We start from the raw sequence: 16,466 nt of genomic DNA on the forward strand, positions 1-16,466 counted from the left end.
CCACCTCAACCCAGCTCGGCGGCGCGCTTGACCGCCGCGCGAATCCGCGGGTAAGTGCCGCAGCGGCAGATGTTGCCGGACAGCGCCTGATCGATGTCGCTGTCGGTCGGTTTGGGAATTTTCGCCAGCAACGCCGCCGCCGACATGATCTGCCCGGACTGGCAGTAACCGCACTGAACCACGTCGAGTTCCGCCCAGGCCTTTTGCACCGGATGCGAGCCGTCCGCCGACAGGCCTTCGATGGTGAGAATCTTTTGTCCATGGGCGACGGCAGTAGCCGGTGTGATGCAGGAGCGTAGCGGCGCGCCATCGACGTGCACTGTGCAGGCTCCACATTGGGCCATGCCGCAACCGAACTTGGTGCCGGTAAGGTGGGCGACATCGCGCAAGACCCAGAGCAACGGCATGTCGGCGGGGACATCCAGCTCCTGATCCTGGCCATTGATGTTCAGGGTGAGCATGGCGCGGTTCCTCAGACTCACGGTGATCTGAAGGGGCGTCGCTGCAGCCTTGTACAACCTGCGCGCGCCTCGGGTATCCCTTCAGCTAAGCGCAGATTTGCCGCCAGACCATTGCGCATCGACCACCGGTCATGCAAAGGCCGCCTCGATGGACGGCCCTGGAACCCTTCACTAGAGCCTTGGCCCCAACAAGATCCCGGTGTAGCGCCAGACAAAAACCGCAAAAGCGCTACACCACAACAGCGCCGACAGCGCCAATCCAAGACTTGAAAAAGGCACCAGCCCTACCCGGCACGCCCCCGCCAGCAACACCAGGGCAAACCCTGCAACGACCGCCCCGGACGGCTGCAGCAAACGCCCGGTATGCCCCAGACTGACCCGCGCGATCATCGCCAGAATCAACCCGCCGATACCGCCGACGGCCAGCGAATGGGTGGCCAGGCTTTGTTGCGCCAGCCAACCCAGGTGCCACAGCGCCATGGCCAGTGTCGCCACGGCGAGCCAGGCGTAAGCCAGGTACAGCGACCACAGCAGCGACACGCGCCACAGGCCGCGGTCATGCCAGCGCCACAGGCGCAGCAGATGCAAAGCGCTGATCAACGCAAACAGCGGCGCCAGCCACACACGGGGGACGTCATTCAAACCGGCGGCAAAGGACAGCGCCGCCAGCATGGCGCTGACCAGCAGCACCTTACCCGGCAACGGATGGGCCGCAGCCGTTGCCGGGCGGTTCAAGCCGCGCTGGATAAAGAACGGAATCACCCGCCCGCCAATCACACTCATCAGCGCACCGACCAACCACAGGGCGGCCAGCACGCCATGCCGTTGCAGGTTGCCGTCATCAACGGCAAAACCCAGCAAGGTCAATGCCTGACACCCGGCCAGCAGCGACACCATCAACAGAATCGGATAATTCTCGCGCTTGCCCGCCGCCACCAGGTCGCGCCCCAACGCCCATGCCAGCAGCGGCAGAAAAGGCACCTGCAAGGCCAGCAGCAAGGATGCAGGCATCGGCAGCCACCAGGCCAGCCGCGCCAGCAGCCACACCAGCACCAGGCCGATCAGCGGCCAGCCCTTGAGCCCCGGTCGACCTGTCCAGTTCGGCACCGCGGTCAGGAGGAACCCGGCGATGATGGCAGCGGCAAATCCGAAGGGCATTTCATGTCGATGCCAGGCCAGCATGCCGCCCACGGGTTGCGCTTGGGGTAAACGGCCGTACAGCCACATTGCCCAGACCGCCACGGAGAAGCTGGCGAACCCGGCCCCGGCCAGAAAGAACGGCCGAAAACCAACACTGAAAAGCGCTGCAGCGCCAAGCTTACGCATCAAGCCACCACCCGGAGCAGGCTTGGGCTCTGGCGATATCTCTGAGGGTTGCTGAAGTAGTCGGACATTTTGCGTTTTCCTGAAGGCGTTCAGTTGTACCTCTTCTGCATCATGTTTCGTGCCAATGAGATATCTCCCGGTAAATCAATGACCTCAGAAAGTCGCAGTCAATATGACTCATGCAAAAAATAGTCCTTATGACACACACAAGAGTCATAACGACTGCAAGCTCATTCGAGCCCGGGCCGAACCTGATAAAAGCAAACCAATATCATTTGCACAGTCATAGGCCTTTTGTTTTAATCGCGATCAATTCTTATTTGCATAAGCGTGCAGATCGCCCATGGACATGTGCTCACGATGACGGTTGCCGACTCCTCCTGCGTCCAGAACCTCTACGCCAGCCACCATCACTGGCTGCACGAGTTGTTGCGCCGGCGCTTGAACAATGCGTTCGATGCCGCCGACCTGGCCCATGACACCTTCATACGGGTGCTCAAGCGTCCGCAGGTGTTTGACGGGGAAACCCACGAACGCTCTTACCTGGCGACCATCGCCCGGGGTCTGTGCATTGACCACTGGCGTCGTCGCCAGCTGGAACAGGCCTGGCTCGAGACCCTGGCCGCGCAGCCCCAGGCCGTCCAGCCTTCGCCGGAGCAGCGGGCGATCATCGTCGAAACCCTGTACGAAGTGGATGCCATGCTGCAGCGCTTGCCCCAGCGGGTGCGTGATGCGTTCGTTCTGGCGCAGATGCATGGGCTGCCCTACCGAAACATTGCCGAAGAAATCGGCGTGAGCGAGCGCATGGTGAAAAAGTACCTGGCCCAGGCGCTGATGCATTGCGCAATGCTCGAAGCCGAACTCGACGGCCTGCTGATTCAATGACCCGCGCCGCCAGAAACGCCATCAGCCACGCCAGCCTCGAACAGGCGGCAAGCTGGTACGTGCAACTCAACGATCACCACGCCAGCGAGCAGGAACGCGAGCATTGGCAAGCCTGGCTGGCGCAAAGCGGCGAGCACCAGGCCGCGTGGCACTATGTCGAGCGTGTGAGCCAGCGCGTTGCCGCGCTACAGGACAATCATCAGCAGGCGGCCGGCCACGTATTACGCAACAGCGGACGCGCTTCCATCAGCCGCCGCCAGACGGTCAAGAGCCTGCTGGTCCTGGTGTCGGGCAGTTGGCTCGGCTGGAGCGCATGGCGGCAAGGCGCCCTGCCGCTGACCCTGACCCGATGGACCGCCGACCTCTCCACCGGCACCGGCGAAACCCGGGAAGCCCGGCTCAGCGATGGCAGCCGAATCTGGCTCAACGCCCTCAGTGCACTGGATGTACGTTTCGACACCGCACAGCGGTTACTGCTGTTGCAGGCCGGAGAGGTGTTGGTCGACACCGCCAGCGACACCAGCCGCCCGTTGCTGGTGCAAACCGTCGAGGGCCGCCTGCGCGCGCTGGGTACGCGTTTCAGCGTGTGCCAACAAGACCGGCAAACGCTGTTGAATGTCTACGAAGGCGCAGTTGAGGTGCGCACCACCCAGGGTCAAGTGCAGGTGGTCAAGGCCGGACAGCAGTTGTGCTTTACACAAGACCACACACCGACACCGACCGCTGCGTCGGCCAGCCGCGAAGCCTGGCGCCGCGGCCTGTTACTGGCGGACAACCTGCCGCTGGGGCAGTTGCTCGAAGAACTGAGCCGCTATCGTCCCGGACATCTGGGATGTGACCCGGCGGTAGCCGGGCTGCCGGTCATGGGTGCCTTCCCGCTCAAGGACACCGATCAGGCCTTGCGCCTGCTGGAAGCGGCATTGCCGGTACGGGTGCAGAAGCCGCTGCAGTGGTGGGTCAACGTAGGCCCGAAAACCTGATGAGCGTTTTTTCCGGTGCGTCGGTTCCCTTTTGCCTTTTTCGCTCGGTTAATCCTTCAAGCACTTCGAATGCAGATTGATCCGACTTCCGGGAACTCCATGCCGCGCGCCACCCTTACTCGCCAGCGCTTCGCCTTGCATCCGCTGGTGCTGGCGCTGGCGGTGGTCTTGCCGGGCCTGGACGTGTCGCGCAGTCAAGCCACCCCTCTGGTCGAGAGCGAACAACCCGGCAACCAGACACGCCATTACGCAATCGCCGGCGGATCGCTGGTGAGCGTTCTCAACCGCTTTGCCGAACAGGCCGGGATCTTTCTCGCCGGACACAATGAACTCGCTGCCGACAAACGCAGCCCGGGGCTCAACGGTGTCTACAGCCAGCAGCAAGCGTTGCAACAACTGCTGCAAGGCAGCGGCCTGCAAGCGCAACGCCAGGGGAACGGCGGGTATGTGCTGCACACCGCCCCCGTCATACAAGGCCCGCTGGAACTGGGGGCGACCAACATTTCCGGGCAGGCACCCGGGACGATCAGCGAAGACTCTCATTCCTACACCGTCGGCTCGACGTCTTCAGCCACCGGCCTGCCGCTGTCTCTGCGCGAGACGCCGCAATCGGTCACGGTCATCACCCGCCAACTCATGGACGACCAGGGCGCCACCAGCATCGTCGACGCCCTGCGCCGCGCGCCCGGTATCAGCGTGCAAAACTACGACAGCGAGCGCTGGGAGTTTTCCAGCCGTGGCCTGCCAATCACCAACTTCCAGTACGACGGCGTCAATACCGACTACGACGGTGTCTACGACTACGGCACCACCAGCACCGACATGGCCCCCTATGACCGCGTCGAAATCATCAAGGGCGCGACCGGCCTGATGACCGGGGCGGGTGATCCCTCGGCGACCGTCAACCTGATTCGCAAGCGCCCGACCCCGGCATTCAAAGCCTCGGTCAGCGGCACCGTCGGCTCCTGGGACACCTATCGCAGCGAAGGCGATATTTCCGGCCCGCTGAGCGCCAGCGCCAATGTCCGCGGGCGTCTGGTCGGGGTCTATCAGGACCGCAGCGCCTACGTCGATCACTACCGCAACGCCAGGGACATCGCCTACGGCATTGTCGAGGCCGACTTGACCCCGGACACCCTCGTCACCCTCGGTATCGACCAGCAAAACACCCGCTCCCGAGGCGCCAGCTGGACCGGTTTCCCGATGTACTACAGCGACGGCTCGCGCACCGATTTCTCCCGTTCCTTCAACCCGGCCACCGACTGGAGCCGTCGCGATTTCACCAACCAGACGCTGTTCGCCAACGTGCAGCAACAACTGGCCAACGACTGGGCACTCAAGGTCAGTTACGACCGCAAGCACCGTCAGCACGATACCTTCCTCGCCTCCGCCAGTGGCGGCAACCCGGACCCGGTCAGCGGTGAAGGCATGTTCATGTACATGGGCAAGTTCAAGGGCGACCAGATGCAGGACAACGTCGACGTCAACCTGAGCGGACCGTTCACCCTGGCAGGTCGCGAGCACGAACTGATCGCCGGGTTCATGTCGATGAACACCCGCCAGGACATCCCGGTGTACGGCTCGGTGTATCCGCCGGTGGACGGCAGTATCTTCGATTGGCGCGGCGAGTTTGCCAAACCCGAGATCCCCCGGGTGGGCACCGACGACATCGTCCAGCGCCAGACCGGCGCCTACCTGGCCGCCCGGCTCAAACCCCTCGACGACCTGGCGCTGATCCTCGGCGCACGTGTCAGCAACTTCAGCGGACACGACGACCTGGACTACAGTGACCCGCACAGCGCCGACCTGCGCGACAGTTATCGCCGGAGTGGTGTCGTCACGCCTTACGCCGGGCTTGTCTATGATCTCGACGACACCTGGTCGGTGTACACCAGCTACACCAGCATCTATCAGCCGCAAATGAGCAAGGACGCCAACCGCCAACTGCTCGATCCGGTACAAGGCAAAAGTCTTGAAGCGGGCATCAAGGCCGAATACTTTGGCGGGCGCCTGAACGCCAGCTTCGCCCTGTACCGCATCGAACAGGACAACATCGCCGAACATGTCAGCGGCGATGATGCCGAGTCGGTGTACCGCGCCGTCCAGGGCGCCACCACCCAAGGCTTCGAGTTCGAACTGGCCGGCGAGTTGCGTGACGGCTGGAACCTGTCGGCCGGCTACACCTACAACCACACCCGCGATGCCCAGGGTGATTACGTCTACGGTTCGGTGCTGCAAACCACGGCACCGGAACAGCTGGTGCGGGTCTTCAGCACCTACCGCCTGCCAGGCGCGTGGGACGGGCTCACCGTTGGCGCCGGCCTGAATTGGCAAAGCGAATTCTTCGGCAAGGTGTTCCGTCCCGACCCTGCCGACGACCTGAACTTCGGTCAGTACACAACGATCACCCAACCCGTCTACACCCTGGTGGACGCGATGGCGCGCTATCGCTTCAACGAGCACCTGAGCACTACGCTGAACGTGAAGAACCTGTTCGACAAAACCTACTACACCGGGCTGGGCAACTTCGGCACCGGGTTTTATGGCGAACCGCGCACCCTGCAACTGACCACCCGGTGGGCGTTCTGATCGCGCCCTGAAACGGCTGTTTGGCGATCTACGGTACTGCCGACCCCACTCAGGCTGGCTACGCTGTATTCCTGCATGCATAACCTGCCGAGGAGTGCCCGCCATGCAACGCGTACAAAAACTCACGCCCTGCCTGTGGTTCGACGATCAGGCCGAAGCAGCGGCGAAGTTCTATTGCTCGATCTTCGACCATTCGAAAATCACCGCTATCACCCATTACGGCCACGCCGGTTTCGAATTCCACGGCCGGCCCGAAGGCTCGGTCATGACCGTCAGCTTCGAGCTCGACGGGCAGAGTTTCACCGGCCTCAACGGCGGCCCCCTGTTCAAGTTCACTGAGGCGGTTTCGTTTCAGGTCAATTGCCTGAGCCAGGAAGAAGTCGACCATTACTGGGGCAACCTGTCGGCCGGTGGCGCTCCCGAGGCCCAGCAATGTGGCTGGCTGAAAGACAAGTTCGGGCTGTCGTGGCAGATCGTCCCCGTCGCGATGATGGACATGCTCAAAGACCCCGACACGAAAAAATCCCAACGGGCCATGCAGGCGATGATGCAAATGAAAAAACTCGATATCGCCACACTGCAACGAGCCTTTGACGGCGAGAGCTAATACACTCCGGCACTGACCTGCCGAGGAGAGAGCATGAAGCACGCCGTTGCCAAGAACGCCGACAAGGCCCCGCGCTTCTGGCGCGATGACGCCCTGCCCTTCATTGAAGCCCGCGCCATCGCCGACGGGCGCGAGGTCTGCTACACCCGGCACGCCCACGAACACTTTTCCATCGGGGCAATCACCGCCGGGCGCAGCACCTATCTCCATGAGCAGTCAGCCTTCGAGGTCAGCGCCGGCACGGTGGTGCTGATGAACCCCGGCGACGTCCACGCCTGCAACCCGATCGAAGACCAACCCTGGTCGTACCTGATGCTGTACGTCGATACGCCGTGGCTGACCGATTTGCAGCGCCAGCTCGGGTTCAGCGATGACGCGGCGTTTCGCCGTTTTTCAGCGACCCATACGCGCGATGCCAACCTGTTTGCCGGCCTCGTCGACTTGTATGAAGTGCTGGTCGACCCGCAGCAGGATGTCCTGCGCAAGCACAGCGTGGCCGTGGAGTTTTTCACTGACGTTCAGCTACGACTCAACCCGGTCGATCAACCGTTGCGCGAACCCAATTTCAAGCTCGAGCGTGCCGCCGATTACATCCGCGACCACTGCACCCAAAACCTCAGGCTCGAAGACATTTGCGAGGCCGCGCAATTGTCGCCGTCCTACCTGATCCGCGCCTTCAAACAGCATTACGGCATGACGCCCCACGCGTTCCTGGTGAACCGGCGCATCCAGTTCGCCCAGGATCAATTGCGCAGCGGCAAGCTGATCGCGGACGTGGCACTGGAAGCGGGGTTTGCCGATCAGGCGCATTTTCAACGGGCGTTCAAACAGCATCTGGCGGCGACACCGGGGCAGTATCGGGGGTGAGGCAGCACAATACCTCTTGGCAAAGATGCTCTTGAATCTGACTCTCCCCTGTGGCGAGGGGGCTTGCCCCCGTTGGGCTGCGAAGCGGCCCTCGGCGCTCTTTCAGACATACTCTGCATGCAGGATTTACGACGGCTACGCCGCCGAACGGGGGCGAGCCCCCTCGCCACAAAGTACTTTCTTGCCACAAAACCTGTGTTGATGGCAGCTACGGCAACACCAGATACACCGCACTCACCACCAACAACGCCGCCATCACCCGATTGAACAACCGCATCCCCGCGGGATTGTTCAGAAACCCGCGCAAAAACGTCCCGGCATACGCCCAGCAACCCACCGACGCATAACAGATCACCAGATAAATCGCGGCAAACTGCCAGACCAGACGTGCCTCGCCATCGGCGACAAACGCGCCCATGCCGGCCACGCAGGCCAGCCAGGCCTTGGGGTTGAGCCATTGCATGATGGCGCCATACAACATCGACGGGGCCTGCGCCGACTCACTGGCTTGCACCTGCCCATTGTCGGCCGCCAGCTTGAAGGCCATGTACAACAGAAAGGCTACGCCGGCCCATTGCACTCCCTGGGTCAACGCCGGCCACTGTTGCAACAATTCATGCAGGCCCAGCCCCATCAGCACCAACAACAGGACAAACCCCAGCGTGGCCCCGGCCACGTGACGCTGGCTGGCCCGGAAGCCAAACCGCGCGCCGGCACTCAACGCCACAATATTGACCGGCCCCGGGGTGATGGACGCGACCAGCGCAAACGCCGCCATGGACATCATCAGACTCATTGCACACCTTCTTCCATCGAGTTGAACAAGGCCCTCAAGGTAAAGAGCCGAGCGGCTCGCGTATTGAACAAAACTGCCCTGCAGCGCTATGAGTAATAACCGACGACGCTTTTCACTTTGCCCAGGGCAATGCGCAGCGAGTCCATGTCCACCGAGCCCAACGCCAGGCGTATCGCGTGGGGCACATGGGTTGACGTCGCAAAGGGCTCGGCCGGCGACACCGACACTTGCTCGCGCATCAGCGCCATGGCGATCTGGTCGGCCCGGGCGTCTTCCGCCAAGGGCAACCAGATGAAGTAGGAATTCGGGTGACTGACGGTCCTGAGCCCCGCCAACACCGCCCGGGCCAGGGCTTGCCTGGCCCGGGCGTCCGCACGTTTTTGCGCTTCCAGCTGGAGGACGGTGCCATCGTCGAGCCAGGCCGTGGCGATGGCGGTCATCACGCCGGGGGTGTTCCAGGTGGTTGCCATGATGGTGCGTTCGAAGGCGGCGATCCATTGCGCCGGTGCGGCGATAAAGCCGACGCGCAAGCCAGTGGCGATATTCTTCGACAGACCGGACACGTACACCGTTCTCTCCGGCGCCAGCTCGGCCAGCGGAGGCGGCACGTTTTCGGCCAGGAACGCGTAGGCGGCGTCCTCGATGATCGTGAGGTCATGCTGGCGCGCTATCACCACCAGTTGCTCGCGTTGATCGGCGTCCATCACCCAGCCCAGCGGGTTATGCAAGGTCGGCATCGAGTAAACCGCGCGCACCGATCGGCTGCGGCAGAGTCTTGCCAGGGCCGGCAGATCAGGCCCGGTATCCGTGACCGGAATGGGCAAGACTTCCAGATGCAGGGTTTCGGCCAGCGTCTTGAAACCGGGATAGGTCAGCGCATCAGCGGCGATGACATCGCCGGGCTTGAGCAGCGTCATCAGCGTCACCGCCAGGCCATGCTGGGCACCACTGACGATCAACACCTGTTCGGCCGGCACGTTCAGCCCGCGCTCTTCCAGATGACGCGCGACCGAGGCCCGTTCATGCAGGCGCCCGGCGTGGGGCTGGTAACGCAGGAGCGCCTCCAGGTCACCGGACAACGCCAGTTGACGCAAGGCATGGCGCAGCAGGTCGGCCTGGCCAGGCAATGACGGGTAGTTGAAATTGAGGTCAATCATCCCCGCCGCCACCACGTGCTGCGAAATGCCCTGCCCCGGCGGCAGCGAGGTCTCCCTGACAAAGGTCCCGCGACCAGTTTCGCCACTGACCAGGCCCATGCCCTCCAGCTCGGCATAGACCCGGCTGGCGGTGACCAGCGCCAGACCGTGCTCGGTTGCCAGTTGCCGGTGCGTCGGCAGGCGCGTGCCCGGCGGCAAACACCCGGAACGGATGTCGGCGGCAAAGGCATCCACCAGCGTTTTATAACGGGATCGAGGCATGTCGAGATGTATCCATGACAATTTTTTGATTGTATCGATACTCGCTCATACGATGGGTTTCGTGCAATCAGACAATGAGCGTGAGCCAAATGGAACGGACTTCGAACCTGCAACACCGGACGCTGGAAAACACCACCAGCGGCTGGATCAACGGACTGATCGGTGTGGTGATTTTCAGCGGCTCGCTGCCGGCGACCAGGGTGGCGGTGCTGGAATTCGATCCGGTGTTCCTGACGGTTGCGCGGGCGACCATCGCGGCGGTCCTGGCGCTGTGCCTGCTGGGGTTATTCAAGGAAAAACGCCCGGCGCGCCAGCAACTGGTCCCGCTGATCATAGTCGCCCTCGGCGTGGTCATCGGTTTCCCCCTGCTGACAGCCCTGGCGTTGCAATACGTGACGTCCGCGCACTCCATCGTCTTCGTCGGCCTGTTGCCCCTGGCGACGGCGGTGTTTGGCGTCCTGCGCGGCGGCGAACGACCTCGGGCGGCGTTCTGGATTTTCTCGCTGCTGGGCAGCCTGTTGGTGGTCGGCTTTGCCCTGTCCCAGGGGCTGAGCGCCTCCCCGCAGGGCGACATCCTGATGCTGCTGGCGATCCTTGCCTGTGGCCTGGGTTATGCCGAAGGCGCGAAGCTGTCGCGCACCCTCGGTGGCTGGCAGGTGATTTCCTGGGCGCTGGTGCTGTCGCTGCCGGTCGTGGCGCTGCTCAGCTGGATGCGCATGCCGGCTTCGTTCAGCGGCATCAGCACGCCTGCCTGGTTCAGCCTGGCTTACGTCGCGCTGTTCAGCATGCTGATCGGTTTCGTGTTCTGGTATCGCGGCCTGGCCCAAGGAGGCATCGCCGCTGTTGGACAATTGCAGCTGCTGCAGCCGTTTTTCGGGCTGACCCTGGCGGCGACCCTGCTGCATGAACAGGTCAGCCTCGGCATGCTGGGTGTGACCGTCGCGGTGATCCTGTGCGTCGCCGGGGCGAAAAAATTCGCCAAATGAGCCCTGATACGGTGGTTTACGCCCATCACTGTATGGGGCTGACCACCGCCGGGCTGTGATAAAAATAGCGCTCTTGCTTCAGGAGCCGACCATGGACCTCGCCACCCTCACCCTGTTTCTGCCGGCCTGCTTCGCCCTCAACATGGCACCCGGCCCCAACAACCTGCTGTCGGTCAGCAATTCGACCCGCTATGGCTACCGCACCGCGTGCGTGGCCGGTATCGGCCGGTTGCTGGCGTTCGCCGGGATGATCGCCCTGGCCTCGGCGGGGTTGGCGGTGGTGCTGCAGACCTCAGAGCTGTTGTTCTACGCCATCAAGATCCTGGGCGCGGCGTACCTGTTCTACCTCGCCTGGCAATTGTGGCGCGCCGATCCTGGTGTCGAGAGTGTCGCCACCAGCGCGCCAGCGGGCACCTTGGCACTGGCGCGGCAGGAGTTCCTGGTGGCGGCCGGCAACCCCAAGGCGATCCTGATCTTCACCGCGTTCCTGCCCCAATTCGTCGACTCGACCCAGGCCATTGCGCCGCAGTTCATGGTGTTGGGCGCGCTGTTCCTGGTGCTGGAATGGATCGCCATCGGCGCCTATGCCTACATGGGCCTGCACATGCGCCGCTGGTTCGCCAGGCCGTCCGGCAAGCGCCTGTTCAACCGCTGCTGCGCCGGGTTGCTGTCGGCGGCGGCTTCGGTGTTGCTGATGGCGCGACGCGCCTGAACATTCCCCCTGCCCATGGAGTGCAAATACCAATGGATCACCCAACACCAGAGCCTCAAGCGGTATGCAGCCCCATCACCGGCAGCGCGATGTTCATCGTCGCCACATTGGCGCCCGGCGGGGATGCGGCCGCTAAAGTGCGGGCCTGGTGTGCAGACATCGCGGCCCTCACGCGCTCGGTCGGCAAACGTGTTCCCTCCGGCAATTTGTCGTGCATCTGTGGCTTTGGCTCCAGTGCCTGGAACACCTTGTTCGGCGGCCCGCGCCCGGCTTCGCTGCACGGGTTTCGCGAGTTCGGCGGCGAAGGACGTCGAGCGCTGGCAACGCCGGGCGACATCTTGCTGCACATTCGCGCCGAGCAGATGGACCTGTGCTTCGAGCTGGCCACGCAATTGCTCTCGTCCCTTGGAGACGCGGTCACGGTCGTCGATGAAGTTCAGGGCTTTCGCTATTTCGATATGCGCAGCATCATCGGCTTTGTCGATGGCACCGAAAACCCGGTCGGTCGCAAGGCTGCCCACTTCACGATGGTCGGCGATGAAGACCCGCTGTTTGCCGCGGGCAGCTATGTGCTGGTGCAGAAATACCTGCACGACATGACGGCCTGGAATGCGCTCTCCGTCGAGGCTCAGGAACAGGTGATCGGGCGCACGAAATTGTCCGATATCGAACTGGATGACTCGATCAAACCCAGTTGCTCCCACAGCGCCTTGACGACGATCACCAAGGACGGGCAGGAAGTGAAAATCCTGCGCGACAACATGCCGTTTGGCCGGCCCGGTGCCGGTGAGTTCGGCACGTATTTCATCGGCTATGCCCGTTCGCCTGAGCCTATGGAACAAATGCTCGAGAACATGTTTGTCGGCAAGCCGCCTGGCAATTACGACCGCCTGCTGGATTTCAGCACGGCAGTCACGGGCGGCTTGTTCTTTGTGCCTTCGGCCGATCTGCTGGAAGAACTGGCCGATCGCGAGCCATCCCACACCTGATTGGAAACCACTGGAATTCGCTGTCGATTTTCCGGTGGAGGTCCCCCATGACGCCCTCTATGCTGCGCCCATGAACCTACAAAAAACGCTGCTCCCGCCCCGCGCCGAGATGGTTCGTGCCATGCTCGAACGAGACACCTCCTACGAGGGCGTGTTCTTCACGGCGGTCAAGACCACAGGCATCTTCTGCCGCCCCGGCTGCACCGCTCGCAGCCCGAAGCCTGAGAATGTCGAGTTCTTTGCCAACGCCGAGCAATGCCTGGCGGCGGGCTACCGCGCCTGCCTGCGCTGCAAACCGCTGGACACCGCTGCCAGCGCGCCGGGCTGGGTGCAGAGCCTGTTCAAATCAGTAGATGCCGACCCGGAGCAGCGCTGGACCGACGCCCAGCTACTGGCCGCAGGCATCGAGCCGCTGAAACTGCGCCGCTGGTTCAAGCAGCATTTCGGCATGACCTTCCACGCGTGGCTACGCGCCCGGCGTCTGGGCATGGCATTGGGCGGGATCAAACAGGGCGACTCCATCGACGCCGTCGCCTTCGATTCCGGCTACGAGTCCCTGAGCGGCTTTCGCGATGCCTTTCAAAAGTCGTTTCACATCACCCCGGGCCGCGCGGCCAACAGCGAGCCGCTGCTGTTCACCCGCCTGACCACGCCGCTGGGGCCGATGATCGCCATGGCCGAACGGCGCGGGCTGGTGCTGCTGGAGTTTCTCGATCAGGCCTCACTGACCCCGTCGATCGAAGCGCTGCAAAACCGTTTCGGTTATGCCGTGGCCCCGGGGCACAACACCCATTTGCAGCAGATCGAAGCGCAATTGTCGGCGTACTTCGCCGGGACGTTGACTGAGTTCAGCGTTGCCCTGCACATGCCCGGCAGCGAGTTCTCCCGCCGCGTCTGGGCTGAACTGGCGAAGATCCCCTACGGCCAGACCACCACCTACGGCACCATTGCGGCGACCTTGGGCAAGCCCGGTGCCAGTCGGGCGGTAGGCCTGGCCAACGGGCATAACCGCTTATCGATTGTCGTGCCGTGCCACCGCGTGATCGGCGCCGACGGCTCGCTGACCGGCTACGCTGGAGGCCAGCCGCGCAAGGCGTTTCTGCTCAGGCTGGAAAACGCTGCGGTGCAGCTCACGGAGCAGTTGGCGCTCTGATCCCCTACAGGCTTTTCATAAGGAAGGAAACTCGATGGACAGGCTCGACAATCAACTGCACCAACTGCATCACGAGGGTCTGCTGATCCTCACCAACGTCGCCGATGCCGCCGGGGCGCGGCTGGTGGAGCAACTGGGCAATAAGGCCGTGGCCACCAGCAGCGCCGCGGTGGCCTGGGTACATGGCTATCCGGACGGCAACACCCTGCCCCTTGAGCGCCTGGTCTCGACCGTCGAGTCGATTGCCCGGGTCATTTCGGTGCCGCTGACCGTGGACATCGAGGCCGGTTACTCCGACGACCTGGAGCGAGTGGCACAGGTGGTTGACGCGGTGATCGCAGCCGGCGCGGTCGGGATCAATATCGAGGACGGTTCCTCGCCGCCGGAGTTGCTGGTACGCAAGATTGAAATCGCGCGCCAGGTGGCCGATCGACGTAACGTGAACCTGTTCATCAATGCGCGCACCGATGTCTATCTGCGCGGCCTGGTGCCTGCCGAAGACCGCGTCGCCGAAACCCTCAGGCGCGCCGCGCTGTATCAGGCGGCCGGTGCCAATGGCCTGTTTGCCGCGGGCGTTACCGCCGAGTACGAGATCAAGGCGCTGTGCCACGGCACCTCGCTGCCATTGAATGTGCTGGGGTTCCCGGGCCTGCCGTCGCCCGAAGCGCTTGAAGCGCTCGGCGTACGCCGTCTGAGCGCCGGTTCCGGCATTGCCGAATTCCTTTATGGCGCCATGGCCGGCATTGCCCAAAGCTTTCTGCAAACCGGCAAGTTCGACAGCCACAACCTGAAGGCTTTCACCTATAGCGAAATCAACGCCCTGTTGAAACCGTCCGGGAAAGCCTGAGCCCATGTCCGAGGGCTATCAGGCGGCCAGTAAGTTCCTGGCCGCCATCGATGACGACTGGCGTCGCCACATCGACGCCATCGGCCCCTGCCTGCACCAGCCGCATGCGGCGCGTGATCCCTATGAATCGCTGGTGCGGGCGATTGCCTATCAGCAACTGCACGCCAAGGCCGGCGATGCGATTGTCGGGCGGCTGCTGGCGCTGTTCGGTTCGGGCGCCTTTCCCCGGCCTGAACAGATCGTCGCCACGGATTTCGACCGATTGCGCAGTTGCGGCTTTTCCGCGAGCAAGATCGCGACCATCCAGGGTATCGCCCAGGCATCGCTGGACGGCGTGGTGCCGGATTACGCCACGGCGCTGGCCATGGACGATGAAGCGCTGATCGAGCGGTTGATCACGTTGCGCGGCGTCGGGCGCTGGACCGTGGAGATGCTGCTGATCTACAGCCTGGAACGCCCGGACATCCTGCCGGCCGACGACTTTGGCGTGCGTGAGGGTTATCGCCGGCTCAAGGGGCTCCAGGTGCAGCCGACGCGCAAGCAGATGATCGAGATCGGCTCGGCGTGGAGCCCTTACCGGACGGTGGCGGCCTGGTATTTGTGGCGGGTGCCCACCCGGTAGACCGCGTTATCGTTCTTCGCGGGCAAGCCCGCTCCCACAGTGTCCGAGTCGTACACAAAAAATATGTATACCGCTAAACCTGTGGGCGCGGGCTTGCCCGCGAAGACGTCAGTCCAGTCAACACAGCATCACAACCCCGACTTCAACCGACTGAACGCCCGGATCAACGCCCGGTTGAATGCCTTGCCATTGTCATTCTTGCTGTACAGCAAAGCCTTGACCGCGGCCGGTGGATACGTCCCCGGATCATTGCGGATCGCCGGGTCGATCAAGCCATCGGCCGCCGTGATCGCATTGGCGTAATGGATGGTGTCGGTGATCGGCGCGATCACTTGCGGGGTCATCAGGTAGTCCATCAAGGCAAGAGCGGCCTTCGGATGCGGCGCATCCCTGGGAATGACCATGGCATCAAACCAGATCAACGTGCCCTCCTTCGGAATCCGGTACTTGAGCGAATAGGGTTTGCCCGCTGCCTCGGCCTGGCCCGCCGCGATGCCCACGTTGCCGTTCCACGACATCGCCACGCAGGTGTTGCCGTTGGCCAAGTCGCTGATATTCAGGTCGTTGTCGAAGTAGCGAATGTACGGCCGAATCTTCGCCAGTTGCTGCTCGGCGAGTTTCAGGTCGTCGAGGTTCTGGCGATTGATGTCCAGCCCCATGTACTTCATGACCGCCGCGAACACTTCATTGGGATCGTTGAGCAGGCTGACCCCGCAATCGGCGAATTTCGAGACCACGGCCGGGTCGAACAGCATCGCCCAACTGTCGGTCGGCGCGTCGGCCAGGCGCTGTTTCACGGCCTGTTCCTGATAACCCACGCCCGTGGTGCCCCAGGCGTAGATCCCGGCATAGCGGTTGCCCGGATCGAACACGGCCATGTGCTGGCGGAACTCCTCGCCGACGCCGGCGAAATGCGGCAGTTGCTGCTTGTCGACCGTCTGCACCGCACCACTCTCGATGGCGCGCGACAGGTGCTGCCCCGCCGTCAATACCAGGTCGTAGCCACTGTGGCCGGTGAGCAGCTTGGTCTCGACGGTTTCCAGGGAGTCGAAGTGGTCGACCACCACATGAATGCCGGTTTTTTCCTCGAAGTTTTTCAGGGTGTCCGGGGCCAGGTACTCGCCCCAGATATACAGGTTGACCACCGGCTTGGCGGTGTCGGCGGCCTGCACACACAGGGGTGCAAGCACCAGCAGTATTGCTTGAGTCAGTTTGTGCAGGCCCATGG

The 16,466-nt window shown here is 62.9% G+C and carries 16 protein-coding genes; 11 read left to right on the forward strand and 5 right to left on the reverse strand.

The genetic code is table 11. From position 1 onward, the window contains the following. Window positions 1-5 precede the first annotated feature (5 nt). Together Q8X48_RS25275 and Q8X48_RS25280 are read right to left on the reverse strand one after the other, a co-directional pair. Complete coding sequence (locus Q8X48_RS25275; RefSeq protein WP_015095385.1) at window positions 6-461, reverse strand: (2Fe-2S)-binding protein; 456 nt, start codon at window positions 459-461, stop codon at window positions 6-8. A gap of 171 nt (window positions 462-632) precedes the next feature. Then, complete coding sequence (locus tag Q8X48_RS25280) at window positions 633-1,787, reverse strand: NnrS family protein (protein ID WP_407801766.1); 1,155 nt, start codon at window positions 1,785-1,787, stop codon at window positions 633-635. Window positions 1,788-2,147: 360 nt separating this feature from the next. On the opposite strand from Q8X48_RS25280, the gene Q8X48_RS25285 reads away from it, so the two are divergent. The 5 genes from Q8X48_RS25285 (at window position 2,148) to Q8X48_RS25305 (ending at window position 7,715) form a co-directional block, all read left to right on the forward strand. Next, on the forward strand, window positions 2,148-2,672 hold the full coding sequence (locus tag Q8X48_RS25285; RefSeq protein WP_407801765.1) for a sigma-70 family RNA polymerase sigma factor: 525 nt from the start codon (window positions 2,148-2,150) through the stop codon (window positions 2,670-2,672). Next, window positions 2,669-3,652 (forward strand): FecR domain-containing protein, encoded by a 984-nt coding sequence (locus tag Q8X48_RS25290; RefSeq protein ID WP_407801764.1) that lies wholly within the window; start codon window positions 2,669-2,671, stop codon window positions 3,650-3,652. Before Q8X48_RS25285 ends, Q8X48_RS25290 begins: the two co-directional genes overlap by 4 nt. A gap of 99 nt (window positions 3,653-3,751) precedes the next feature. Continuing rightward, on the forward strand, window positions 3,752-6,241 hold the full coding sequence (locus Q8X48_RS25295) for a TonB-dependent siderophore receptor (protein ID WP_407801763.1): 2,490 nt from the start codon (window positions 3,752-3,754) through the stop codon (window positions 6,239-6,241). 103 nt (window positions 6,242-6,344) lie between these two features. Further along, window positions 6,345-6,848 carry a VOC family protein gene (locus tag Q8X48_RS25300; protein WP_407801761.1) on the forward strand — a complete coding sequence of 168 codons (504 nt, stop codon included), beginning with the start codon at window positions 6,345-6,347 and terminating at the stop codon, window positions 6,846-6,848. A 33-nt stretch (window positions 6,849-6,881) separates the two neighbouring features. Next, complete coding sequence (locus tag Q8X48_RS25305) at window positions 6,882-7,715, forward strand: AraC family transcriptional regulator (protein ID WP_407801760.1); 834 nt, start codon at window positions 6,882-6,884, stop codon at window positions 7,713-7,715. Between the two features lie 208 nt (window positions 7,716-7,923). On the opposite strand, the gene Q8X48_RS25310 is transcribed toward Q8X48_RS25305, so the two are convergent. Continuing rightward, entirely contained in the window at window positions 7,924-8,511 is a 588-nt protein-coding gene (locus tag Q8X48_RS25310) for a LysE family translocator (RefSeq protein ID WP_007976274.1), read from the reverse strand. 86 nt (window positions 8,512-8,597) lie between these two features. Next, complete coding sequence (locus Q8X48_RS25315; protein ID WP_407801759.1) at window positions 8,598-9,929, reverse strand: aminotransferase-like domain-containing protein; 1,332 nt, start codon at window positions 9,927-9,929, stop codon at window positions 8,598-8,600. 89 nt (window positions 9,930-10,018) lie between these two features. Here Q8X48_RS25315 and Q8X48_RS25320 point away from each other — a divergent pair, with 89 nt between their 5' ends. From Q8X48_RS25320 to Q8X48_RS25345, 6 genes are all read left to right on the forward strand, one after another. Beyond that, complete coding sequence (locus tag Q8X48_RS25320; protein ID WP_407801758.1) at window positions 10,019-10,915, forward strand: DMT family transporter; 897 nt, start codon at window positions 10,019-10,021, stop codon at window positions 10,913-10,915. Between the two features lie 91 nt (window positions 10,916-11,006). Continuing rightward, window positions 11,007-11,627, forward strand: coding sequence for a LysE family translocator (locus Q8X48_RS25325; RefSeq protein WP_217835391.1), 621 nt, complete (start codon window positions 11,007-11,009; stop codon window positions 11,625-11,627). A 32-nt stretch (window positions 11,628-11,659) separates the two neighbouring features. Next, window positions 11,660-12,616, forward strand: coding sequence for a Dyp-type peroxidase (locus Q8X48_RS25330; protein ID WP_407801756.1), 957 nt, complete (start codon window positions 11,660-11,662; stop codon window positions 12,614-12,616). A gap of 70 nt (window positions 12,617-12,686) precedes the next feature. After that, the gene (locus Q8X48_RS25335) at window positions 12,687-13,769 is read left to right on the forward strand and encodes a bifunctional transcriptional activator/DNA repair enzyme AdaA (RefSeq protein WP_407801755.1); all 1,083 of its coding nucleotides are present in this window, start codon (window positions 12,687-12,689) and stop codon (window positions 13,767-13,769) included. Window positions 13,770-13,803: 34 nt separating this feature from the next. Continuing rightward, complete coding sequence (locus tag Q8X48_RS25340; RefSeq protein ID WP_407801754.1) at window positions 13,804-14,616, forward strand: isocitrate lyase/PEP mutase family protein; 813 nt, start codon at window positions 13,804-13,806, stop codon at window positions 14,614-14,616. Window positions 14,617-14,620: 4 nt separating this feature from the next. Then, the gene (locus Q8X48_RS25345; protein ID WP_407801753.1) at window positions 14,621-15,238 is read left to right on the forward strand and encodes a DNA-3-methyladenine glycosylase family protein; all 618 of its coding nucleotides are present in this window, start codon (window positions 14,621-14,623) and stop codon (window positions 15,236-15,238) included. A 128-nt stretch (window positions 15,239-15,366) separates the two neighbouring features. On the opposite strand, the gene Q8X48_RS25350 is transcribed toward Q8X48_RS25345, so the two are convergent. After that, window positions 15,367-16,464 carry an extracellular solute-binding protein gene (locus Q8X48_RS25350; RefSeq protein WP_217835395.1) on the reverse strand — a complete coding sequence of 366 codons (1,098 nt, stop codon included), beginning with the start codon at window positions 16,462-16,464 and terminating at the stop codon, window positions 15,367-15,369. Window positions 16,465-16,466: the final 2 nt, after the last annotated feature.

The sequence above is a fragment of the Pseudomonas sp. QLc11A genome, from assembly GCF_052112305.1.
GTDB classification, from domain to species: Bacteria; Pseudomonadota; Gammaproteobacteria; order Pseudomonadales; family Pseudomonadaceae; genus Aquipseudomonas; species Aquipseudomonas laurylsulfatiphila.